This window comes from Bradyrhizobium sp. Kon37 (genome assembly GCF_055807535.1).
The window spans coordinates 265,096-286,115 of record NZ_JBVVOY010000005.1; the positions used below are offsets into that span (position 1 = coordinate 265,096).

At 58.2% G+C, this 21,020-nt stretch carries 20 protein-coding genes and 1 pseudogene; 20 read left to right on the forward strand and 1 reads right to left on the reverse strand.

What is annotated here, in order from left to right; translation table 11 throughout:
* The first annotated feature begins 318 nt into the window (after positions 1-318).
* The 10 genes and pseudogenes from nifD to AC0L3J_RS14770 all read left to right on the forward strand — a co-directional run.
* The gene (gene nifD / locus AC0L3J_RS14725; protein WP_473347457.1) at positions 319-1,821 is read left to right on the forward strand and encodes a nitrogenase molybdenum-iron protein alpha chain; all 1,503 of its coding nucleotides are present in this window, start codon (positions 319-321) and stop codon (positions 1,819-1,821) included.
* Between the two features lie 80 nt (positions 1,822-1,901).
* Positions 1,902-3,461, forward strand: a complete 1,560-nt coding sequence (gene nifK, locus AC0L3J_RS14730) for a nitrogenase molybdenum-iron protein subunit beta (protein WP_473347480.1) — start codon at positions 1,902-1,904, stop codon at positions 3,459-3,461.
* Between the two features lie 115 nt (positions 3,462-3,576).
* Positions 3,577-5,220: a nitrogenase iron-molybdenum cofactor biosynthesis protein NifE gene (nifE, locus tag AC0L3J_RS14735; RefSeq protein WP_473347481.1), complete on the forward strand. Its 1,644-nt coding sequence runs from the start codon at positions 3,577-3,579 to the stop codon at positions 5,218-5,220.
* A 4-nt stretch (positions 5,221-5,224) separates the two neighbouring features.
* A complete protein-coding gene (gene nifN, locus AC0L3J_RS14740; RefSeq protein ID WP_473347458.1) occupies positions 5,225-6,607 on the forward strand; it encodes a nitrogenase iron-molybdenum cofactor biosynthesis protein NifN in 1,383 nt (460 codons plus the stop codon).
* 22 nt (positions 6,608-6,629) lie between these two features.
* Positions 6,630-7,025 (forward strand): nitrogen fixation protein NifX, encoded by a 396-nt coding sequence (gene nifX / locus AC0L3J_RS14745; RefSeq protein WP_085394603.1) that lies wholly within the window; start codon positions 6,630-6,632, stop codon positions 7,023-7,025.
* 10 nt (positions 7,026-7,035) lie between these two features.
* On the forward strand, positions 7,036-7,506 hold the full coding sequence (locus tag AC0L3J_RS14750) for a NifX-associated nitrogen fixation protein (RefSeq protein ID WP_473347459.1): 471 nt from the start codon (positions 7,036-7,038) through the stop codon (positions 7,504-7,506).
* 7 nt (positions 7,507-7,513) lie between these two features.
* The gene (locus tag AC0L3J_RS14755) at positions 7,514-7,714 is read left to right on the forward strand and encodes a CCE_0567 family metalloprotein (RefSeq protein WP_473347460.1); all 201 of its coding nucleotides are present in this window, start codon (positions 7,514-7,516) and stop codon (positions 7,712-7,714) included.
* A 13-nt stretch (positions 7,715-7,727) separates the two neighbouring features.
* Entirely contained in the window at positions 7,728-8,012 is a 285-nt protein-coding gene (gene fdxB, locus AC0L3J_RS14760) for a ferredoxin III, nif-specific (protein WP_473347461.1), read from the forward strand.
* Between the two features lie 986 nt (positions 8,013-8,998).
* Positions 8,999-10,159, forward strand: coding sequence for a TlpA disulfide reductase family protein (locus AC0L3J_RS14765; RefSeq protein WP_083843299.1), 1,161 nt, complete (start codon positions 8,999-9,001; stop codon positions 10,157-10,159).
* 744 nt (positions 10,160-10,903) lie between these two features.
* Positions 10,904-11,766: pseudogene (locus AC0L3J_RS14770) on the forward strand (aspartate-semialdehyde dehydrogenase); the annotation flags it as partial.
* Positions 11,767-12,508: 742 nt separating this feature from the next.
* Here AC0L3J_RS14770 and AC0L3J_RS14775 read toward each other — a convergent pair.
* Positions 12,509-13,099: a hypothetical protein gene (locus tag AC0L3J_RS14775; protein WP_007605617.1), complete on the reverse strand. Its 591-nt coding sequence runs from the start codon at positions 13,097-13,099 to the stop codon at positions 12,509-12,511.
* A gap of 324 nt (positions 13,100-13,423) precedes the next feature.
* On the opposite strand from AC0L3J_RS14775, the gene AC0L3J_RS14780 reads away from it, so the two are divergent.
* The 10 genes from AC0L3J_RS14780 to AC0L3J_RS14825 all read left to right on the forward strand — a co-directional run bounded on the left by AC0L3J_RS14780 (position 13,424) and on the right by AC0L3J_RS14825 (position 19,484).
* The gene (locus tag AC0L3J_RS14780; protein ID WP_473265628.1) at positions 13,424-13,744 is read left to right on the forward strand and encodes an iron-sulfur cluster assembly accessory protein; all 321 of its coding nucleotides are present in this window, start codon (positions 13,424-13,426) and stop codon (positions 13,742-13,744) included.
* Between the two features lie 39 nt (positions 13,745-13,783).
* On the forward strand, positions 13,784-14,071 hold the full coding sequence (locus tag AC0L3J_RS14785; protein WP_473347462.1) for a NifU family protein: 288 nt from the start codon (positions 13,784-13,786) through the stop codon (positions 14,069-14,071).
* Positions 14,072-15,283 carry a cysteine desulfurase NifS gene (gene nifS, locus AC0L3J_RS14790; protein WP_473347463.1) on the forward strand — a complete coding sequence of 404 codons (1,212 nt, stop codon included), beginning with the start codon at positions 14,072-14,074 and terminating at the stop codon, positions 15,281-15,283.
* Positions 15,280-15,504 (forward strand): putative nitrogen fixation protein NifT, encoded by a 225-nt coding sequence (gene nifT / locus AC0L3J_RS14795; protein WP_473347464.1) that lies wholly within the window; start codon positions 15,280-15,282, stop codon positions 15,502-15,504. Before nifS ends, nifT begins: the two co-directional genes overlap by 4 nt.
* 856 nt (positions 15,505-16,360) lie before the next feature.
* The gene (gene nifB / locus AC0L3J_RS14800) at positions 16,361-17,914 is read left to right on the forward strand and encodes a nitrogenase cofactor biosynthesis protein NifB (protein WP_473347465.1); all 1,554 of its coding nucleotides are present in this window, start codon (positions 16,361-16,363) and stop codon (positions 17,912-17,914) included.
* A 15-nt stretch (positions 17,915-17,929) separates the two neighbouring features.
* Positions 17,930-18,154, forward strand: coding sequence for a 4Fe-4S binding protein (locus tag AC0L3J_RS14805; RefSeq protein ID WP_007600032.1), 225 nt, complete (start codon positions 17,930-17,932; stop codon positions 18,152-18,154).
* A 125-nt stretch (positions 18,155-18,279) separates the two neighbouring features.
* Positions 18,280-18,600 carry a nitrogen fixation protein NifZ gene (locus AC0L3J_RS14810; protein WP_007600033.1) on the forward strand — a complete coding sequence of 107 codons (321 nt, stop codon included), beginning with the start codon at positions 18,280-18,282 and terminating at the stop codon, positions 18,598-18,600.
* A complete protein-coding gene (locus tag AC0L3J_RS14815) occupies positions 18,597-18,836 on the forward strand; it encodes a nitrogen fixation protein NifZ (RefSeq protein WP_007600034.1) in 240 nt (79 codons plus the stop codon). The genes AC0L3J_RS14810 and AC0L3J_RS14815 overlap by 4 nt, the downstream gene beginning before the upstream one ends.
* An 11-nt stretch (positions 18,837-18,847) precedes the next feature.
* Positions 18,848-19,207, forward strand: coding sequence for a DUF3024 domain-containing protein (locus AC0L3J_RS14820; RefSeq protein WP_007605640.1), 360 nt, complete (start codon positions 18,848-18,850; stop codon positions 19,205-19,207).
* A gap of 10 nt (positions 19,208-19,217) precedes the next feature.
* Positions 19,218-19,484, forward strand: a complete 267-nt coding sequence (locus AC0L3J_RS14825; RefSeq protein WP_085394612.1) for a hypothetical protein — start codon at positions 19,218-19,220, stop codon at positions 19,482-19,484.
* The last annotated feature ends 1,536 nt before the right edge of the window (positions 19,485-21,020 follow it).

The following is a 21,020-nucleotide window of genomic DNA, read 5'->3' on the forward strand; positions in this document are numbered from 1 at the left end:
AGTCCTTTGCATCCCGTGCACAGGGACATGCCCCGTGATCGCGCGCGAGTGAATAAAGAAGCCGATATGACCAACCGCTGGAGAGCAGGCATGACTTCACCGAGAAGCGTCATGGTCATCGATAGACAGCGTCACACATGGCGCTCCTAACCGCTCAGCCGAGATGAGCTACCGCTGCGGCATGAACGTCGCGAAGTTGCGATCGGTAGGACCGCCCACGCAGATTGCACGCTTACCTGAACGCCGGATCGGAAAATCCGTCGGTCTACCGCAAAAGCGTCGCTTCTTGTTGAGACCACAATCGAAAAGGAAACCTGTATGAGCCGAGCACCTACCCAAAGCGTTGCAGAGATCAAGGCGCGCAACAAGCAGCTAATCGATGAGGTGTTGACGGTCTACCCCGAGAAGACCGCCAAAAGGCGCGCCAAGCATCTCAGTGTTCACGAGGCGGGGAAGTCGGATTGTGGCGTCAAGTCGAATATCAAGTCCATTCCCGGCGTGATGACCATCCGCGGCTGCGCCTATGCGGGCTCCAAGGGCGTGGTCTGGGGACCCATCAAGGACATGATCCACATCAGCCACGGTCCGGTCGGCTGCGGTCAGTACTCGTGGGGCTCGCGGCGCAACTACTACGTCGGGACGACCGGCATCGACACGTTCGTGACACTGCAGTTCACCTCCGATTTTCAGGAGAAGGACATCGTGTTCGGCGGCGATAAAAAGGTCACGAAACTCATCGATGAGCTCCAGGAGCTATTTCCTCTCAACAGGGGCATCACCATTCAGTCCGAATGTCCGATTGGCTTGATCGGTGACGATATCGAGGCGGTCTCCCGAGAAAAATCGAAGGAATATGGCGGCAAAACCATCGTGCCTGTGCGGTGCGAGGGCTTCCGTGGCGTGTCGCAGTCGCTCGGCCATCACATCGCGAACGACGCCGTTCGGGATTGGATCTTTGACAAGAGCGTCCCAGAGACCAGCCCTAAATTTGAACCGACGCCATATGATGTTGCGATCATCGGCGACTACAACATCGGCGGCGACGCATGGTCGTCACGAATCCTGCTGGAAGAAATGGGCCTACGCGTCATCGCCCAGTGGTCCGGGGATGGATCTCTCGCTGAATTGGAGGCGACGCCGAAGGCAAAGCTCAACATACTGCATTGCTATCGCTCGATGAACTACATCTCACGGCACATGGAGGAAAAATTCGGGATTCCCTGGTGCGAGTACAACTTCTTCGGTCCTTCCAAAATCGCGGAGTCGCTGCGAAAAATTGCGAGCTTCTTCGATGACGAGATCAAGCAAGGCGCCGAACGCGTCATCGCGAAATATCAACCGCTTGTCGATGCTGTGATCGCGAAATACCGGCCGCGGCTTGAAGGCAAGACGGTAATGCTGTTCGTCGGCGGCTTACGTCCTCGCCACGTCATCGGCGCCTATGAGGACCTCGGCATGAATGTTGTCGGCACGGGCTATGAGTTCGGGCATAACGATGACTACCAACGCACCGCCCAGCACTACGTCAAAGATGGCACGCTGATCTACGACGATGTCACCGGCTACGAATTCGAGCGCTTCGTCGAAAAGATCCGGCCAGACCTGGTCGGCTCCGGTATCAAGGAAAAATACGTCTTCCAAAAAATGGGTGTGCCGTTCCGCCAAATGCATTCCTGGGACTACTCGGGTCCTTACCACGGCTATGACGGCTTCGCGATCTTCGCCCGCGACATGGACATGGCGATTAACTCCCCGATCTGGGGGAAGACCACGGCACCTTGGAAGGACGCTCCGCAGCCGAGCCTCATGGCCGCGGAATAGGAAGCCGACCCCGGGCCGTTTCTTTCCGCAAAGGAGGGGAAGGGCAGGAGAACGAACGCAAGAACCCAAAGAGTGCTATGATGACACAGAACGCCGAACACATACTCGACCACTCCGAGCTTTTCCGGGGAGACGAATACCAGCAGATGCTGGCCAAGAAGAAGGCGCTATTTGAGAATCCGCATGATCCCGCCGACGTCGATCGCATCAAAGAATGGTCCAAGACGTCCGAGTACCGCGAGAAGAACTTCGCCCGCGAGGCGCTAACCGTTAATCCGGCGAAGGCTTGCCAGCCGCTGGGTGCGGTGTTCGCCGCCCTCGGGTTCGAGCGCACACTGCCGTTCGTCCACGGCTCACAGGGCTGCGTCGCGTATTATCGCAGCCATCTGTCACGGCACTTCAAGGAGCCGACCTCGTGCGTCTCCTCGTCAATGACGGAAGACGCGGCCGTGTTCGGAGGGCTTAACAATCTTACGGACGGGCTTGCCAACAGCTATAGCATGTACAAGCCGAAGATGATCGCGGTCGCCACGACCTGCATGGCGGAAGTCATCGGCGACGATCTCAATGCCTTCATCAAAACATCAAAGGAAAAAGGTTCAGTCCCAGCGGACTACGACGTACCATTCGCTCACACTCCTGCGTTCGTCGGCAGCCACGTTACTGGCTACGACAACACGCTCAAGGGCATCCTCGAGCATTTCTGGGATGGCAAAGCCGGCACGGCCCCAAAACTCGAGCGCAAAGCGAACAACACGATCAACTTCATCGGTGGCTTCGACGGCTACACTGTCGGAAATGTCCGTGAGATAAAGCGTATCTTCGAGCTGATGGGCATCGGCTACACCATCCTCGCGGATAACAGTGACGTGTTCGATACCCCCACGGACGGCGAGTTCCGCATGTATGATGGAGGCACTACATTAAAGGATGCCGCGAACGCAGTCCACGCCAAGGCAACCATTTCCATGCAGCAATATTGCACGGAGAAGACGTTGTCCTTCATCAAAGGGCACGATCAGGAGGTCGTCGCTTTCAATCACCCGCTGGGCATCAGCGCCACGGACGATTTCCTGATGACACTGTCACGTATCACCAACAAGGCAATTCCAAATGCGCTGGAGCAGGAGCGCGGGCGCCTGGTAGACGCAATGGCTGATTCTAGCGCGCATGTTCACGGCAAGAAGTTCGCGATCTACGGCGATCCAGACCTCTGCTATGGTTTGGCCGCATTCCTGCTGGAGCTCGGCGCTGAGCCGACCCACGTGCTGTCGACGAACGCGAGTAAGGCCTGGGAGCAGAGGATGCAGGCGCTGTTCGCGAGCTCGCCCTTCGGTAAAAACTGCCGCGCCTTCCCAGGCAAGGATCTCTGGCACATGCGCTCGCTCCTGTTCACAGAGCCAGTCGATTTCCTGATCGGTAACACCTACGGCAAGTATCTCGAGCGTGACACCGGAACGCCGCTAATCCGCATCGGCTTTCCCATCTTCGATCGCCATCATCACCATCGTTATCCAGTGTGGGGCTATCAGGGGAGCATGAATGTGCTGGTCAAGATTCTCGACAAGATCTTTGATGAGATCGATCGAAAGACCAGCTCGGTTGGCAAGACAGACTACAGCTTCGACATCATACGCTAAGGCGAGCTCCCCGCCTCATCGCCCGCAGGAACAGCGGCGCTGCGGCGGGGATCACAGGTTGTCCGCCGTCCCTCCTTGTGGTCTGCGGTGTGTTGACATCCCCGAGAGAGACACCATGACTTCGCTTCCCACGACCATACAGGACGTCTTTAACGAACCGGGCTGCGCCAGGAACGCGAGAAAGTCGAACGTCGAGCGCAGGAATGGTTGCACCAAGCAGCTCAAGCCGGGCGGCGCCGCGGGCGGATGTGCCTTCGATGGCGCCAAAGTCGCGCTGCAGCCCTTCACCGATGTCGCCCATCTTGTGCATGGTCCAATCGCCTGTGAGGGCAATTCCTGGGACAATCGTGGTTCGGTCTCCTCCGGCTCCGATCTATGGCGCAGAAGCTTCACCACAGACATGAGCGAGACCGATATCGTCTTCGGCGGCGAGAAGCGGCTGTACAGGGCAGTCAAGGAGATCACAGAGAAATACGACCCGCAGGCCATCTTCGTCTACCAGACATGCGTGCCCGCAATGATCGGGGACGACATCGATATGGTCTGCAAGGCGGCCTCCGCCAAATTCGGCAAACCGGTCATTCCCATCAATTCACCGGGATTTGTCGGGTCGAAGAATCTTGGTAACAAGCTTGCTGGCGAAGCACTGCTGGAGCATGTCATCGGTACCGGAGAGCCCGATTACACGACGCCGTATGATGTCAACATCATCGGCGAATACAATCTGTCCGGCGAGCTCTGGCAGGTCAAGCCCCTGCTCGATGAGCTCGGAATTCGGATCCTGTCGTGCATCTCGGGGGACGGCAAGTATCGCGAGGTCGCTTATTCGCACCGAGCCAAAGCCGCGATGATGGTTTGCTCAAGGGCAATGATCAACGTCGCACGCAAGATGAGGCAGCGCTACGGCATCCCGTTTTTTGAAGGCTCCTTCTACGGTATTGAGGATACCAGCGATTCACTCCGCCAGATCGCGCGCATGCTGATCGAGAGTGGTGCGCCGGCTGAGCTGATGGAACGCACGCAAGCCCTGATCGCACGCGAAGAGACCAAGGCCTGGGCTGCGATTGAACGTTTCAAGCCGCGCTTTGCCGGCAAGAGGGTTGTTCTCATCACCGGCGGTGTGAAATCCTGGTCGATGGTGGCCGCCTTGCAGGAGGCCGGGCTCGAGATCGTCGGCACGTCCGTGAAGAAATCGACCAAGAAGGACAAGGAACGTATCAAGGAATTAATGGGCCAGGACGCCCATATGATCGAGGACATGTCGCCTCGCGAGATCTACAAGATGCTCAAGGACGCAAAAGCCGATATCATGCTCTCGGGCGGCAAGTCGCAGTTCGTCGCACTAAAGGCGGCGATGCCGTGGCTCGATATCAACCAGGAGCGCTGCCACGCCTATATGGGCTATGTCGGGATTCTCAAGCTCATGGAGGAGATCGAGAAGGCGCTCTACAATCCGATATGGGATCAGCTCCGCCAAGCCGCGCCATGGGATGAGTTCGACCGGAATCTTCAGGCAAGGACGGCTGCGCAGATGCATGCGCAAGCCGCGGATCCAGTTCGGGACCCGAGCAGGAACAGCGTCAGGACGATAAGTTTTTCCAATCAAGCTGAGGCCAGCGAGGGTGAGAGCGCGATTGCGCCGCATGGCCCGAAGCTCGGCGAGCCCACCAAGCCGTTCACCAGTTCCAGCGGGCGTTGCATTGCTTGCAAGGACATTCCTTCCGATCTCCAGCCGGCGGCACTGCAGGCGGCGGAGTAGGGACATGCCGATCGTCACTACCTCGAAGAAAGCCTGTTCGGTCAATCCGCTCAAGATGAGCCAGCCGATCGGCGGCTCATTTGCCTTCATGGGGTTGCGCGGCGCGATGCCGCTTTTGCACGGCCCGCAAGGATGCGCCTCTTTTGGGCTGACGCTGTTCGTGCGCCATTTCAATGAAGCCGTGCCGATGCAGACAACTGCTATGAGCGAGGTTGCGACCGTGCTCGGCGGCCACGAGAATCTCGAACAGGCAATCCTCAACATCTACAATCGCGTCGCGCCCGAGATCATTGGCATCAATTCGACTGGGGTCACCGAAACCAACGGCGATGACGTCGAAGCCTTCATCCGGCTGATCCGACAGAAGCACCCGCAGCTCGAAAAGCTCCCCCTTGTCTACGTCTCGACTCCGGATTTCAAGGATACCTTTCAGGATGGCTGGGGCAAGACGGTGGCGCGGATGATCGAGGTGCTTGTGACTCCGTTCGATCCAGCGAGACCGCGCGATGCGTCCCGCGTTAACGTGCTACCTGGTTGCCACCTCACGCCCGGCGACCTCGACGAGCTTCGCACGATCTTTGAGGATTTCGGTCTCAAGCCCTCCTTCCTGCCGGACCTTGCAGGTTCGCTGGACGGCCACATCCCCGACGAATTCACGCCGACTACGATCGGGGGGATTGGAGTGGACGAAATTGCGACCATGGGGCAGGTGGCCTGGACGATCGCGATCGGCGCGCAAATGCGCGGTGCGGCCGAGACCATGCAGGTGCGGACAGGCGCGCCGTTCCGTCTATTCGAGCGGCTCTGTGGCCTTATCCCAAACGACGAATTTATTGCGTTCTTGAGCCAGATCACCGGCCGGTCAGTACCCTCGAAGTATCGCCGGCAGCGTGGACAGCTGGCAGACGCCATGCTGGATGCTCATTTCCATATCGGCGGCCGCAAGCTCGCGATCGGCGCCGAGCCGGACTTGTTATTTGATCTCTCCAGCTCGCTCCATGAGATGGGGGCGCAGGTCACTGCTGCGGTGACGACGACGAACTCACCGGTGCTGCAGCGGGTCAGGACCGCGGACGTCCTGATCGGCGATCTGGAGGATCTTGAAGAGCTTGCCAAGTCGCGTGACTGCGACCTCTTGATGTCCCATTCACATGGTCGCCAGGCGGCTTCGCGACTCAATGTTCCATTCTTCCGGGTAGGCTTTCCCATGTTCGATCGCCTTGGGGCTGCGCACCTCACAATCGTTGGTTATCGCGGCACGCGCGACCTGATCTTTGATATCGCCAATCTCATCATCACCGACCGAGAGATCAACCATCGGCCGACGCCTGACAGCTGGCGATTCACCAACTCTGGCCTGCAGGTCGATTCGCCTGGGTTGCATTGAGCAGGGAGAGAAAACAACACGGATGAAAGTTGCATTTGCCACTCAGGACTTGAAGCATGTCGATGCGCACTTCGGCTGGGCCAAGAACATCGCGATCTACGAGGTCGGCCCGGAGGGGCATCGGTTTATTGAGGCGATCCAGTTCGGTGGTGACCTCACGGAAGACGGCAATGAGGATAAGCTAGCGCCCAAGATCGAGGCGATCAGGGACTGCGCAATCCTCTATGTTGCGGCGATCGGCGGCTCGGGTGCTGCACGAGTCGTCGCGAGCAAGATCCATCCGATGAAGGTGCTGCAACCAGAGCCCATCGACGAACTTTGCGTCAAACTCGAAACCGTGCTGAAGGGCTCGCCGCCGCCCTGGCTACGGAAGCTGCTCGCCAAAGACCCGGAACGTACAGTGGATTTCGAAACCTGAAGGAACGAGGATGGGAGATACATCCGAAGTCACTCCAGCCGCCGCGGCAGCGGAGCGGCCATTTCTGAAAGAGCTCGTCAAGATCTGGCGCGCCCAGGACTCCCACGGTGCCTGGGAGGGCAAGAAGGATCTCGATTTGCTCGAACCCTACGTCCTCGACAAGCACAAGCGCCGTGCGCTGCCTATTGTCGGCAATCCCGACCCCAAGACGACATGGCGGCTGGAGCTGTTCTTTAACGCGGTTGCGCTCTCGATCGAGAAGGCGACCGGAGTGATGATCTCGCCAATGCTGAAGATGCACAACGAAGGGTTCGGTCGGATCGTGTTGATCGGCGGTCGGCTCGTTGTCGTGAGCAAGCAGCTGCGCGACGTGCATCGCTTTGGTTTCAACCATTTCTCTGATCTCGCTGATCAAGGCGACAAATTCGTCAACAGTGGCGTTGAGATGATCCGTAAGTTCCCGGAAGTGGCGAATTATTGAGGCAAGCATGAACGATGTTGAAGCGCTGAAAGCGGAAATAAAGAAGCTGTCGGCGAAGGCGACCCAAGCCAAGATGGACCTCCACGACCTCTCCGAGGAGCTGCCGGTCAACTGGTGCTCGATCCTGAGTGTGGCGCAGAAGGCCCACGTTGCCTTCAGCGAGCTCGAAAGCAAGCGCCAAAATCTCCAAGCGCTAGACAAAGCATAGCGGATCTCGAGCCATGTCATTTAGGACCCGCGACGGCCGCAGTTGGGAACCGGATTACCTGGTTTCTATCGATCTCAAGAAGTGCATCGGCTGCGGCCGCTGCTATAAGGTTTGCGGCCGCGAGGTCATGACGCTGAAGGGGCTAAGCGAGGCTGGCCAAATCATCGATCTCGATGAGGAGGACGATGAGCTCGAAAAAAAGGTCATGGTGCTGAATGACGAAGGCGCTTGCATCGGCTGCAGCGCCTGCGCGCGGGTGTGTCCGACAAACTGCCAGACGCACGCGTCACGGGCTTGAAGCGACGTTCTCCGGTATCAATAGGGCTGCTTTGCCAGAGACGAAGGCAAGTCGGGAGATCCGGTATCGAGCCGACGACATCTACGGTGCGATGTTCAAATATCGAAGCCCAGCCGGAGATTCATTTGCTATTCACCAACGTGCGACATCCAACCTGCTCTGTTGGCGCCAACCCAGCTTTCCTGAGCTGACCGTGCCCGAACATGGATTGTTGGCTGTCCTTCGGGGGGATCGGTCAAATGATCAAATGACACGACCGCGCCGTCTCGTGCTCGCGGACCACAGTAACCACGGCGCAAGGAGTTGATGGGCTAGGTGACTTTGGTTGCGACATTCTGCATGGTTTCACGTCGTTCTCACTGTATTGATTACGCGCGGCTAACTCTGCTCCACCATGCCCCCAGCCAGGTTGGAGCAGCCAGTACGCGGCCACCCTATTTGAGATTGTCCGGAACCGCACGTCCAAGGCAACCCGCATAACACGGGAGCGCTGGGTCGAACTGATCAATGCACGTGCCAATCAATGGACAGGTCACCGCCCATCAGTGCGGCAGAAATGCTCGTGAGTAGCCTGTCGGCTGACTAGCATAGCCTTGTTCAGGGCTGCGCGCGCAGTCTCCGCCTTTGCGCCAGATCAAGAGACACTCGGCAGGAGATGTGAGCGGCCTTGGGCACCCCAGCTAGATCGCGCGGCAGTAAGGGGTGATCCTTAACTCGCTCAGCGCCCCGAGCCCGCCGCCGAGGGTTACGGCGAAGCCTACGTCGCGGCTCGCGGATGCGCATTCGCGTTTTGGCGACCGGAAGGGCGCGATGCGTGCCCGAACTGACGCTCACGCAAAGCATGTCAGTCTACAGTGGACCTATTGGGCGTGTGGATGTTTTTCAAAGCTTTTTCATGTGCTTAGTGCGCGCGGAGCGCCTGGCACGGTGGTTGCTAACTTAGTTTAGAGACAAGCTCTCGCAACAACTGACTTGGAGAAGAAATGATGGTGCTGTGCATGGCGACCCCGGCTCCTTCGCTCAAAGTCGAGAACTGGCTGCGTGGCGACCCCATTACGAACTTCCAGCCAGGGAAAGTGTACATCGTCGAATTTTGGGCAAGTTGGTGCGGTCCATGTGAGGAGGCGATGCCCCATCTCATTGAGCTGCAAGCAAAATACAAAGACGAGGGGCTTGAGGTCGTCGGAGTCGCAGCTAGCGAACGAGCACCAACGGCGGATGAGGCTCGCACCAAGTTGGACGTATGGTTGACTGAGAAGTTCTCAAATTTGAACTATCGAATCGGGTTCGACAGTACGGGCGAAATGAACATGCTTTGGATGGATGCCAGCTCATCTGTTGGGATTCCGACATCGTTCGTCGTCGACCGCGACGGCCACATTGCCTTTATCGGTCATCCGATCACACTCGACGACGTCTTGCTGAAAATAATAAACGGCACTTGGCGCAGCAGCTATCAAGCTAAATCCGCTGATGCGAAACGGATTGCGGAAGGCCAGCGCCTAGCGCGCGAACGCTCAATGCACCGGAGAATTGGAGCGGCGATGGAAGCAAAGGACTGGCCGACAGCGCTATTAGCCGTCGAAGAGGGCATTGCCGCGACGCCGGACAATCTCCACTTCCGGGAGATTCATGCGCATCTGTTGCTTCACAAAATGCGCGACACGGCGACTGGTTTCCAGGTCTTACGCCAACTGGTTCGAGATGCGATTGAGAAACAGTCAGAGGCGTTGAGTGGCCTGGTTGGCGCGATGAGGCAACTCTTTAATGCGGAGAACGACAATACGCAGCTTCCGGGTGCGGAACGCTTTGCGATCGGCAGGGATGTTTCGGAACATATCCTCAATCCTGGGCAGGCCTTCGGCGGCCTCAACTGCTCTTCCTATATGGTGGTCGCTCAGTACTACCACGAGAGTGGTGACAAGCAACATGCGATCGAGCTGATCGAGCGGGCGATGACGTGGCTAGACGATCCGAAAGCTATGCCGGAATTGGCGGCGGAGCGTGCGAAGAAGTATTATATGCCGCGGCTGCTCCAAGCCTTGGCCAACTACAGGGACGAGAAGGTTTCTTGCGGCGGGTCTTGTTCGGTTCCGCGAGAGAAGTCTCCTGGAGCTCCCAACGTCCGGCCGCAGGAGGAGACATGAGAGAAATGTTAATCAGAAGACGCACCATCGGGCCCAATTAAGCGCCTTCGAAACGCTCGCGACCAGCAGAATCATTCAGGGCGATTGCGACATGCAGGTCACAAGGAAAACCCAGCCGACAACGAGCGATGCCACGCCCTGCGGCCCTTCGTTGCTGGAGTCTCGTTAGCTTGTATTCAAGGGATGCCGGCTCCGCCGTTTTTACATGCTCTGGTTTGCAGCTCGATATTATGATCTGCTACTCACATCGAGCATTACTCACGCAGTTATGTTCGCGTTGCCGGCACAAACCGCCCCTTCGAATAACTTAAATGCAGCATCGAGGTTCGATCTGGCAGTCTTCTACCGGTTGCACCGCCGCAGACGTGGATCCCATGCTCTATTGGGCTAGCATAATGAACAGAACTTGTTGTCCTAAAAAGGAGGTGGCCGGTTCAGAAAATGCTGAAGGCGACTTGAGAGTGTCCGATCTCGAATGCTTCAAACCATCGATCCGTGACTCCTCAACATCAATTCTTGCGAAGCATACCGCCCAAGTAGCGGTCATGCTCACGACCACCGAACACGCGACCAAGACCACCACGGCTCTCGGGGCCCGGGGAGGCATGCGCGCCTACTCGTCCACTGAACGCACCAGCTCTACCGAAGCCCCGCTGCCGTTGGTCCCGCACTTTTTTGTTGTCTGCACAGCCTGATCCGGAAGAGTGGAATCCGAGTTTCCGACCAGATCATGCTCAAACCGAAATGGAGGAAAATGTGAGTAACGACCCCGTGCTCGCGATTGTCGGCGGTCACCGCCGCGGGGGGCGCCGAATTCACGCCTTCACGGACAACCGCGGCTTTCGCCCCGGCAGGCTGAAGCGCTGGCCAGCCCCCGCTCGGCCGGCAAGACGATGTCGTTCTGGAGTAAGGGCGTCGTGATTGAGGAGCTGACGACATCGCCCTGTTCTCGGATGGCAACGGCATCTCCAAAACGACGCGCCGATCGCGGTTAGGGCAGGCGCTGTCGTGGTCGACAACTCCTCCGCTTTCCGAATGGATCCGAACCTCCCGCTGGTGATCCTCGAGATCAATGCGGCCCGCGTCCGCGACCGCAAGGGGCTCATCGCCAACCCGAAGTACGCCGCGACCAAGGCGCTGGTGCTGCTTTGGCCAATCCACCAGAAGAACCGCATCAAGCGCATGATAAGCGCAACTTACCCGGCCGCCAGCGGGGCCGGCGCCGCTGTAGGAAGGCGTTCCTGAAATTCACGCCTGTCAATCTCAATTGCCAACTTTCAAGTTTTTCGAGGATGGGATAATCGTGACTGGTGTGACCTGCATGCGCGTACCCGTGCTGCGCGCCCATCAACTTCGAATGCGAGAAGCCGATCAGCGAGGAGCATGTGCGCCCGTTCATGGCGCAAGCGCCCGGCGTGAAGGTCGTCCGACCGCACCAAAAACGAGGTCCGATACCAATCGCCGCCGCTGACCAGGGTGATGTTCTGGTCGGCCGCATCCACAAGGACCTCAGCGATCCCTCAGGGCATCCGATCTCGATGTTCGTTGCGGCGGATCAACTGCTCAAAGGCGCGGCGTTGAACGCCATGCAGATCGCAGGGCTGTTGCTGGACCTGTCATCAGGCGCACGCCGAGACGACAGGTCTAAGCCTGGGTGGCCGAAGCCGAGGCTGACGGGAAATCCACCCGCCTGCTCGACCTCGCGGGTGCTGCTGATTACCGCGACGGGTACTCGGGCACTGCTACACAGTTGCCAGCACCTCCACCCCTTTGGCGACCACTCCGTCCTCCACACTCCCTGCGGCGGATTCTATCGGGCGATTTCGCACGTGCGCTACCGCGCATCCGGGTCGGCGCGAGTTCTGCATCCAGCCGTGGTCGCTGCAGTCGCGGATGCCGCCGGCTTCCGCAGCACGGACATCGCGCAGCCCCGGAATGTCCGGATCACCGGCGGCCCTTCCGTGAACATCAGCATAGTGACCGCTCCTCGCGCGACATCTCAGCGCCGCTCAGGCCGGCAAAGGCCTGGAGCGCAACGCCAAAGCCAATCCACACACCGTCGATCAGCCTTTGAAGTGTGACCGCGACCATGAACCGGTCAGATTTGGAATGTCCTGATCACGATAGACCCGCTCAGTCGGACCGTCGCGGTAAGCTGGCCTCAGCGTGATGACGACAGTGCTCTTGGCCAACACACGACCAGCAGAGTGGGCCTGTCATCTGCTCGAAAAGCGGGGCCGGAAGTGCATGGCCAAGGTTTGAAAGAGCCCGCCGCAGGCGAAGCGTTTGCAGTGAATCTCCTTGCGGCGGACTGTCGAGCTGGCGAGAAAAGGGGTCTGAGGCGATGCCTCAGACTGGGCGGTTTTCGCTTCTGTTCTTCACCGGCTCCATTTTGGCTAGGCCGTCCTCGTATGAGATCTCCGTGTATGATCCATCGATTTCCTTGGCCGCATCAAGCAAGTAGTCGAGCCTCGCGGCGGTACCGAGCTTCTTGAGGTCGTTCTTGTCAATGCCGGCGAGGTCCATCATCTCCTTCCATACGGTTGATTCGTTGCAAGGCAGAATGCGGAAGGTGATGTCGCCTATTTTTGTGCGATACTTCGCGAGCAGATCAATGTTGTTGCAGAAGATGAAATAGCTGCCGTTGGGGCTCAGCCTGCCATCCAGCACCTTCGCGGCCTCGGGTAGATAAGCGAAAGAATGCAGGTATCCGGCAAGGACTGGGATGGCTGGTTCGCCTTCCTGTGCAATTGCAAGAACTTGTTCGATGGAATAATCCGGCGGTCGTTTCTCGTCGGCGAGCTGGGCTTGGAACTTCAGCGCGATGTCGCCTCGAAATCCAAATCGCCCCGACTTCGTTGTTTCACTCTTAAGCACCGCATTCAGCAATCGCCCCTCCTTGTCCAGCGGGCCGAGAGCGGTGTTGTCGATCGAGGTCATGGAAGCCTCCTCATCAATTTGTGGTGTGCACGGGTCGCCCAATGCGACGTGCCCCTACCTTCCTGCAAGTTGTTTGCCGTCCGCTATGTCCGCAGCGACGTAGAGCGTAAACGGCGGCTTGGCACGATTTGCGTGGATACCTGCTGCCACCATCACGAGGCCTCGCACGCATGACATCCTGCTGCCGGAAAACCGCCTGTCGCGAACCCGACAGGTCGCAAATCGAATGGTGGGCCTCTGCAACAGAAGCTGGTTTCATCTGCATCTCAACTGGCATGGGATTTGCCATTTGTGCTTTGCGAGAGGACTGAGAACGAGTCAGAGATGATCAACCTAACGGATAGCGCCATCAACGCACTGAAGGCCGCAATCTCCTCGACTGCGCAGCCGGCAAGCGGTCTGCGGATCATGATCGAAGGCGGCGGCTGCCAGGGATTCACATATAAAATGGGTCTTGCTCATGAGCCAAGCTCCGATGAGACCGTGTTCGAGCAAGGCGGGATTAAAGTGTTTGTCGACAACGCGAGCCGGGCGCATCTCAACGGCACCACGATCGATTTCGTGGTGTCGCTCGAAGGATCAGGATTCCGCTTCGATAACCCAAATGCCAAATCGAGTTGTTCCTGCGGCAAATCGTTCAGCTGACTCGCCTTGGGACGCTTGGCAATGGAATGAGCATCGAACATGGGCCTGAAGGCTGAACGGACGAAGCAGTCTTCGACTATCGAGCCTTCCGATCGCGAGCGGATTGTCCGCGCCGTGCGCGATGAGAGTCGGCCAAGCCTCAGGCGCGATCGGGGACATTGTGAGCTCGTCGCAATAGACGGCAACAAGATCATGGTCGGGCTCACCGGCGCTGCATGGTATGCAAGCCTTGCGGGCACGACGCTCATTCAGGCGCTGCTGATCGAGCGGCTCGGACAGTTTGTCCGCCTGATCCCGTTCCCCGGAGCTGCCAAAGTGAGGGCTTAAATGCAGAGCGAACTCTCCGTGCGGCCGATTTACCTGGACAATAACGCCACGACCCCTGCACATCCCTTGGTGGTCGCCGCGATGCTGCCGTTCTTCTCTGGGCAATTCGGCAATGCGTCGTCCGGGCATGCATTCGGCATTGAGGTTGCACCCGCATTGACGCAGGCGCGCCGAAATGTGCAGGCTCTCATTGGCGCGGCATTCGATCACGAGATCGTTTTCACCTCCGGCGCGACGGAATCTGACAACACTGCGATCCTGTCCGCGCTCGCCGTGCAGGAAGGACGCGACGAGATCGTCACAACCGCCGTTGAGCATTCGGCCGTGCTGTCTCTTGCCGAGGAGCTGGGCCGACGAGGAATCAAGATCCATGTCATTCCGGTCGATGCAAGCGGTCGATTGGACATCGAGAGTTATGGCAATGCCTTGTCGGAGCGTACGTCAGTCGCCTCGATCATGTGGGCCAATAATGAGACCGGTACGATCTTTCCGGTGAAGTCCCTCGCCAAGATGGCGCGCTCAGTCGGCGCGCTCTTTCACACCGATGCAGTCCAGGCCGTCGGGCGGATCCCCATTGACCTGAAGACGACGGACATCGATATGCTGTCGCTCTCCGGCCACAAGCTCCATGGTCCGAAGGGCATCGGCGCGCTGTATGTGCGCAAGGACATTAATTTCCGGCCGCTGATCTTCGGCGGCGTGCAAGAGCGGCGTCGCCGCGCTGGCACCGAAAACGTCCCAGGCATTGTTGGCCTCGGCAAGGCGGCGGAACTCGCGGCGGCACACCTCATACAAGATCAGATCCAGATTTGCGCTCTTCGCGACCGGCTGGAGCGCGGCATTCTCGCGCTCGGCGGTTGCATCGTCCTTGGTGATATCAAAAACCGGCTGCCAAATACCTCCAACATTGCCTTCGAGCGTCTCGAAGCGGAGGCCATCGTCCACCACCTGAATCGTGACGGAATTGCCACCTCACTCGGTTCAGCCTGCGCGTGCGGCTCGATGGAGCCGTCCCATGTCCTGCGCGCGATGAGAGTAGCGCCGGCGTTTTTGCGGGGTGCGGTTCGCTTCTCGCTCTCGCGAGAGACGGCGCTGGATGAGATCGATCGTGTGCTGCACGTCCTGGCGCACATTACTTCCGAACAGAGAGCCTTGTTGCGCGCGTGTCAGGAGCGTGCGGGCGAGAGTTCGCAACCTGCAGAGCCCCTATGAAGGTCATGATTCGTCGTTCGCCTGAGACAGGCCTTTCGATTTATGTACCCAAGAAAGATCTTGAGGAGGCGATCGTCGGCTGGGAGCACGAGACGCTGTGGGGTGGTTGGATTAAAATCGCAAACGGCTGGGTGCTCGACCTACCGGCGATGGCGAGCGACACCACCCTACCAATCACCATAAACGCCAAGAAGCGCGGCGGCGAAGCAACCGAAAAATGAACACTCCGTGTCTACGGACGTCGTCAACCTGGGATGTCGAGGGAAGTCTTGGCGGGCGCGGCGCGCGCGTACCGGTCAACGCGACAGCCCATGCAGCCTTGTTCGGAACCGAGATCGTGCTGCCGCGCGGGCCAAAGGCAGTATCTTGGCCGGGGCGCAGCATCGAGGCATCCGGCCAGCGCGATGGCGTTTAGGGGGAGGCCTTCGCGACCTTCCCCTTTTCGGCGACCGCCAGGCCGCTCGTTGCATTCCGCGCGTCTTAACAGCGTCAGGCCAATGGCTGGACTCCATAATGTTCAGCTTTGAATGATTGTGTCGCGCGCCGGCCCAGATCGCAGGCTTATAAACCTTCGTGATGATCCCTGACCGCTGGCGAGCGGGCGTTCTCTTCACCGGGGTCGACAATGCCCTTCCGAACATGCGCCGGGGTCCGCCTGATCTTCCATGGCATAGGTCAGTCACAGGACTGCTTTTTCTCTGCTTCTAGGCTCGCCTTATCAACCTGTCCTTCAAAGCGCCCGGAACGTCTTTTGCGGATTGTGCTTTGCCTAGGCGTCACATTCTGACGGAAGATCAACTTTCAAACGACGCCACCCGCCTGCCGTTTGCCGAAGCCATAGCTGAAGCAGCCTGCCGGGCCTCAAAACAATGGTGTCAGCGCTGTTGTGATCGCAACCCCTGTCAGCTTTCGAACCATGCATTGATAAAGCTAACAATCGACCAGGGCTTAGCTAAGTGTTTGAAAGAGAACTGTTAAATTCATTCTGCAGGAATGGCACGCCAGTTGCTCTTGGCTTTCCAGAAAGACTCTGGGGATGCTTGCCGAAAGGGTTCGGCTGCGAAGAGAATTGGAACAATGAGTACTTCAGCGCAACACCAGGTATCCTGCGGCGGCGAGATCAGCGAGACCATGCAAGTCATGGCGACGCACAAGGGCTGCGGTACGATCGGTGGCAGCGGTAAGGCAAGCTGCGGATCTCAGGCTGGCATCGCCAATCTGCCAATTGAGATCTGGGAAAAGGTGAAGAACCATCCGTGTTACAGCGAGGAGGCGCACCACCATTTTGCCCGCATGCATGTCGCCGTCGCACCCGCCTGCAATATCCAATGCAATTACTGCAATCGTAAGTACGATTGCGCTAACGAATCGCGTCCTGGCATTGTCAGTGAAAAGTTGACGCCGGTGCAGGCCGCCAAGAAGGTGCTGGCGGTCGCTTCCGCGATCCCTCAGATGAGCGTGGTCGGCGTTGCCGGTCCTGGCGATCCGCTCGCGAACCCGGACAAGACATTCAGGACATTCGAGCTCGTCAATAGGCTCGCGCCAGATCTCAAGCTGTGCCTCTCGACGAACGGCCTTGCGCTACCCGATCATGTCGACACAATCGCGAGACTCAAGGTCGACCACGTGACGATCACGATCAACATGATCGACCCCGAAATTGGTGCAAAAATCCATCCGTGGATCTTTTACGGCCACAAGCGCTGCACCGGCATTGAAGCCGCAAGAATACTCAGCAATCGACAGCTCCAAGGGCTGGAGATGCTCACCGCGCGCGGCGTCCTGTGCAAGGTCAACTCGGTGATGATCCCCGGGATTAACGATCAGCATCTGGTCGAGGTCAACAAGGCCGTGAAGTCGCGCGGCGCCTTCCTGCATAACGTGATGCCGCTGATATCGTCGCCGGAGCATGGGACCGTCTTCGGCCTCAGGGGGCAACGCGGCCCGACTGCACAGGAAGTGACAGCATTGCAGGATAGCTGCGAAAGCGAGATGAACATGATGCGTCACTGTCGCCAGTGCCGGGCCGACGCCGTCGGACTGCTCGGGGAGGACCGCGGCGCGGAGTTCACCATGGAAAAAATCATGGCGATGGACATCAAATACGACGAGCAGGCCCGGAAGGAGTATCAGGCTAAGGTTGAGAAGGCGCGCACCGCGAACCTTGTGGCCAAGCAGGAGGCGCTTGCGCGGCTCGCCAGCGCGTCCAGCGAAATCAAGGTGCTGGTGGCGGTTGCAACCAAGGGCTCGGGATTGATCAACCAGCACTTCGGTCATGCCAAGGAGTTCCAGGTCTACGAGCTCTCGACTTCAGGCGCAAAATACGTTGGTCATCGAGCAATCCATTCCTATTGCCAAGGTGGTCATGGCGAGGACAGCAAGCTCGAAATGGCCATCGGCGCCATCAAGGATTGCCACGCCATATTCGTGTCAAAGATCGGCGGCTGCCCGAAGGCGGAATTGATCAAGGCCGGCATAGAGCCGGTCGATCGGTACGCCTGCGAGTTCATCGATGGCTCGGTCACCGCCTGGTTCAAACTCTATCTCGATAAAGTCAACGAGGGGAAGATCCATCACGTTGAAAGGGTCGATGCAGCGGCTCGCTCCAACGCGCTGACTTCCGCCGCCTGAGGATGGGTTCAAGTGATGCCGTTCAAGATCATCGCGTCGCAATGCACGGGCTGTTCGGCGTGCGAAACGCAATGCCCGAACCTCGCTATTTCCGAGCGAGCCGGCGTTTTCCTGATTGATCCTGAGAAATGCACCGAGTGCGCCGGCTACTTTGACGAGCCACAATGCGTGGCGGTTTGCCCCGTTGACAATACATGCGTGCTCGACGCGGCGCTGCCGCGTCACCAGGAGCCTGCTTGAGGGCCACGATGGATGTCATGACGACACTAGCGGTTCAGAAACTCGGGCGGTTGATGCTCCGCATTGACGGGCGGCGGCCGCGGCTGTGCGAGACGTTGTATCGAACTGTGGAACGGGACGACAGCATGAGCAACATCGCCCGCGATAGTGAGATCGTCGAGCTGACGGACGCCCCCTTGTTTGACTATGGCGACAAGGTGCGGGCCAACCGCACCATCCGCAACGACGGCACTTATGTGGGCAAGGAGATTGGTGAGGTTCTGGTCAAGAAAGGTGAGCTTGGCTATGTCGTCTCGATCGGCACGTTCCTACAACAATTTTATATCTATGGGGTCGAATTCCTCGGCTCCGGCTATCGCGTCGGCATGAAAGGCAAGGAGCTCGATCTAGTCAGGCGAAGCCGCGAAGGCGAGGAGCCTTCCTTGCCAGGAGCGGCATCCCGATGATCGAACCAAGACTGCCAAGATACCAGTCAGGCCAACGTGTCAAGGCGGCGATAGATCTGCTCAACGACGGTTCCTTTCCCGACGCGTCGCCGGAAGAGTGTCTGGTCAGCGTCGGGCACGTTGGTGAGATCGTCCAGATCGGTCGCCATACGGAAGCGAACCTATTCATTTATATGGTCGATTTCGGCAAGCAGTTGGTGGTTGGCTGCATCGAGGCAGAAATCTCTGCACTCTAGGAGATTGCGCAATGAACGCGGCAATCATCAGAAGACATCATGCCGGCTTGCCTGCCCATCCCAACGAGCTCGACCGGTGGCGAATCGTGCGCGCACTCACGAAGCGCGAGCGCTACCGATATGTCTCGCCAGAGGTGACTGCGGTTCCTGGCGGCTATCTAGTCGAGAGCCCGTGTTGCTCAGGCAATATCAATGCGGAGGGCGGCCTCGTCGAGATCGCGCTGCTGCGCCACGACAGGACGGGGGCGGCATGGCAGCTGTTCCGCAAAGATCACGGTAAGGACGTCTGGGAGTGGCATTCGACCCATCAACGGCTTGGCTTGGCGACAACGGTTCTGAATGTCGATCCTGAACGTTTATTCTGGCGATGAGGATTTGTGGATGGTGCGCCAAGGCGAATTGACCATGATCGAGCAGACGCTCGCCGCTATTGACACAGGCTCTGAGCCCTGCCTGACGCTCCGGCAGAAATTTCCACATCTTGCCTGGATTTGTTGCGACGCCTCCGACATGACGCACACTCCGTTCCGCCGGTTTGGCCAGTTCGACCTGCATTTACTCGACTGCGGAGACCAATGTGCACAGATCACGAATGATCCGCGGCGCGCCAGCGGCATTGTGCTGGCCAAGCGCTCTGCCATGTCATGATCAAGCAATCGCCTGCCGGTGCCAGGCTCACAGGGCGCTAGGCCCGCGGGTTGTTTGCCATGCCGTCGTGGCCGGCCTGGCGAAACATCACGATCAGGTCGCTCGCTCGTTCATCGGGTCCATGACATGGGGCAGGCGATGGTTTCGCATCTTGTTCGCTGGGGATGGAATTTCCTGGCTATCTCTACGTGGCCCCTTCGATCAAGAATACTGCGGCGGTCAAATGAGGAAGAGAAAGCCGTGCTCGATCTGCTGACGAAGAAAACCTCAGCCGTCGCAGGATTCGCATTTGTGACTACTCGACCTAGTTCCGCAGAACCCCAGCAGGTATGAGAGGACGTTCGTTCTTCGCGCGGTAACGCCATACACTCGTGAAGGCCGGTTTATCATGCGCGGGAGCACAACGATCGTCCTGGCCGATCCAGCGCTACTCCACGCCTGAATATTGCTCTGCGAAACGTCTTCTTGAGTGAAGTTGATGTATTTAAGCAAGAAGCGCTTTCGAGTTGTTTTTTGAAGGACCGAAACGATCATCCCTGTCTCGATAGCGTGCTTCCATGTTGAACCGCCTGGCGTGCGTCGGGAATCGGGTTTGTCACGCGGACAAAGATACAGAAGGACAGAGAACAAATTCGCGTGTAGTTCATGTTCTTATCTGGAAGATAAAAGCCAGCTTGAATAGTTGCCGATGGTCATTGATATGGTAATGGGAAGCAGTTGCGGCGTTTTTCAAAAACAAGGCGCTGCAGATAGATGTGCAAAGCGAAATCGGAGAACATGACGTGGCGAAAAGCACCAAGCGCAAAGAATATAGTAAGGACGAGGTCAAGCTGCTCAAGGCCCACTCAAGGGCCCGCACTCCTGTAGCTAGGGTTTCAAAGCTTATGAAGCGATCCGAAGGCTCCCTAAGGCAGAAAGCGTCTACCTTGGGGATTGGCTTGGGCCACCAGCGCTGAGATGGGATTCAGCTTCGGAAATCGACCGGCGTGATGATCGAGATCGTCAGGCGGCGTGCGATTGCCGGCCAGTTGGTCGTCTCAGGCTCGGCGCCGACGGTTAGGTCGTGCGGCGAACGAGCTGACCGGTTTCTCCGTCGTCCGGTTACTTGACCTAAACCCGACCGATTGTCGTGTTCAATCAGCGACTCAAGCGAATCGCTCGTCGCAACGTGTTGCTTAGGCGCTGAATATAGATTTGCCGGGCCCGGAAAATACGGTGTGCGAGCGCGTCGATCGACGGCAGGCACACCTCGTTCGCCGCTAAGCCATCTGCCGCTGCGTCCACCCTGCTCAAGGCGCGGCGACTGAAACCTAGAATGCCCCAAGAGGAGAGATTGGTACCCTCTTTCCGACCCGTGGGCGCTGGATCGACCCCTTGAAGTTGCATGCCGGTAAGCCGCAGACAAAAGAGACCGCGGTCCGGCCCACGACGAAGTATAAGGAACTCCGGCGGGAGATGTGCGTCCGGCAGGCGCAGAAGCGTACAAGCGTTTGTATGTTCATGGGCAGCCGCGCCGGCATCCGCTTGTGTTCGGAT

Coding starts and splice junctions, on each gene's coding strand:
- nifE (WP_473347481.1), top strand. CDS start 3,577: ATGACTTCGCTTCCCACGACCATACAGGACGTCTTTAACGAACCGGGC.
- AC0L3J_RS14785 (WP_473347462.1), top strand. CDS start 13,784: ATGGGCCTGAAGGCTGAACGGACGAAGCAGTCTTCGACTATCGAGCCT.
- fdxB (WP_473347461.1), top strand. CDS start 7,728: ATGTCATTTAGGACCCGCGACGGCCGCAGTTGGGAACCGGATTACCTG.
- AC0L3J_RS14755 (WP_473347460.1), top strand. CDS start 7,514: ATGAACGATGTTGAAGCGCTGAAAGCGGAAATAAAGAAGCTGTCGGCG.
- nifN (WP_473347458.1), top strand. CDS start 5,225: ATGCCGATCGTCACTACCTCGAAGAAAGCCTGTTCGGTCAATCCGCTC.
- nifK (WP_473347480.1), top strand. CDS start 1,902: ATGACACAGAACGCCGAACACATACTCGACCACTCCGAGCTTTTCCGG.
- nifB (WP_473347465.1), top strand. CDS start 16,361: ATGAGTACTTCAGCGCAACACCAGGTATCCTGCGGCGGCGAGATCAGC.
- AC0L3J_RS14750 (WP_473347459.1), top strand. CDS start 7,036: ATGGGAGATACATCCGAAGTCACTCCAGCCGCCGCGGCAGCGGAGCGG.
- AC0L3J_RS14815 (WP_007600034.1), top strand. CDS start 18,597: ATGATCGAACCAAGACTGCCAAGATACCAGTCAGGCCAACGTGTCAAG.
- AC0L3J_RS14825 (WP_085394612.1), top strand. CDS start 19,218: ATGGTGCGCCAAGGCGAATTGACCATGATCGAGCAGACGCTCGCCGCT.
- nifS (WP_473347463.1), top strand. CDS start 14,072: ATGCAGAGCGAACTCTCCGTGCGGCCGATTTACCTGGACAATAACGCC.
- AC0L3J_RS14780 (WP_473265628.1), top strand. CDS start 13,424: ATGATCAACCTAACGGATAGCGCCATCAACGCACTGAAGGCCGCAATC.
- nifT (WP_473347464.1), top strand. CDS start 15,280: ATGAAGGTCATGATTCGTCGTTCGCCTGAGACAGGCCTTTCGATTTAT.
- AC0L3J_RS14820 (WP_007605640.1), top strand. CDS start 18,848: ATGAACGCGGCAATCATCAGAAGACATCATGCCGGCTTGCCTGCCCAT.
- nifD (WP_473347457.1), top strand. CDS start 319: ATGAGCCGAGCACCTACCCAAAGCGTTGCAGAGATCAAGGCGCGCAAC.
- nifX (WP_085394603.1), top strand. CDS start 6,630: ATGAAAGTTGCATTTGCCACTCAGGACTTGAAGCATGTCGATGCGCAC.
- AC0L3J_RS14805 (WP_007600032.1), top strand. CDS start 17,930: ATGCCGTTCAAGATCATCGCGTCGCAATGCACGGGCTGTTCGGCGTGC.
- AC0L3J_RS14765 (WP_083843299.1), top strand. CDS start 8,999: ATGGTGCTGTGCATGGCGACCCCGGCTCCTTCGCTCAAAGTCGAGAAC.
- AC0L3J_RS14810 (WP_007600033.1), top strand. CDS start 18,280: ATGAGCAACATCGCCCGCGATAGTGAGATCGTCGAGCTGACGGACGCC.
- AC0L3J_RS14775 (WP_007605617.1), bottom strand. CDS start 13,099: ATGACCTCGATCGACAACACCGCTCTCGGCCCGCTGGACAAGGAGGGG.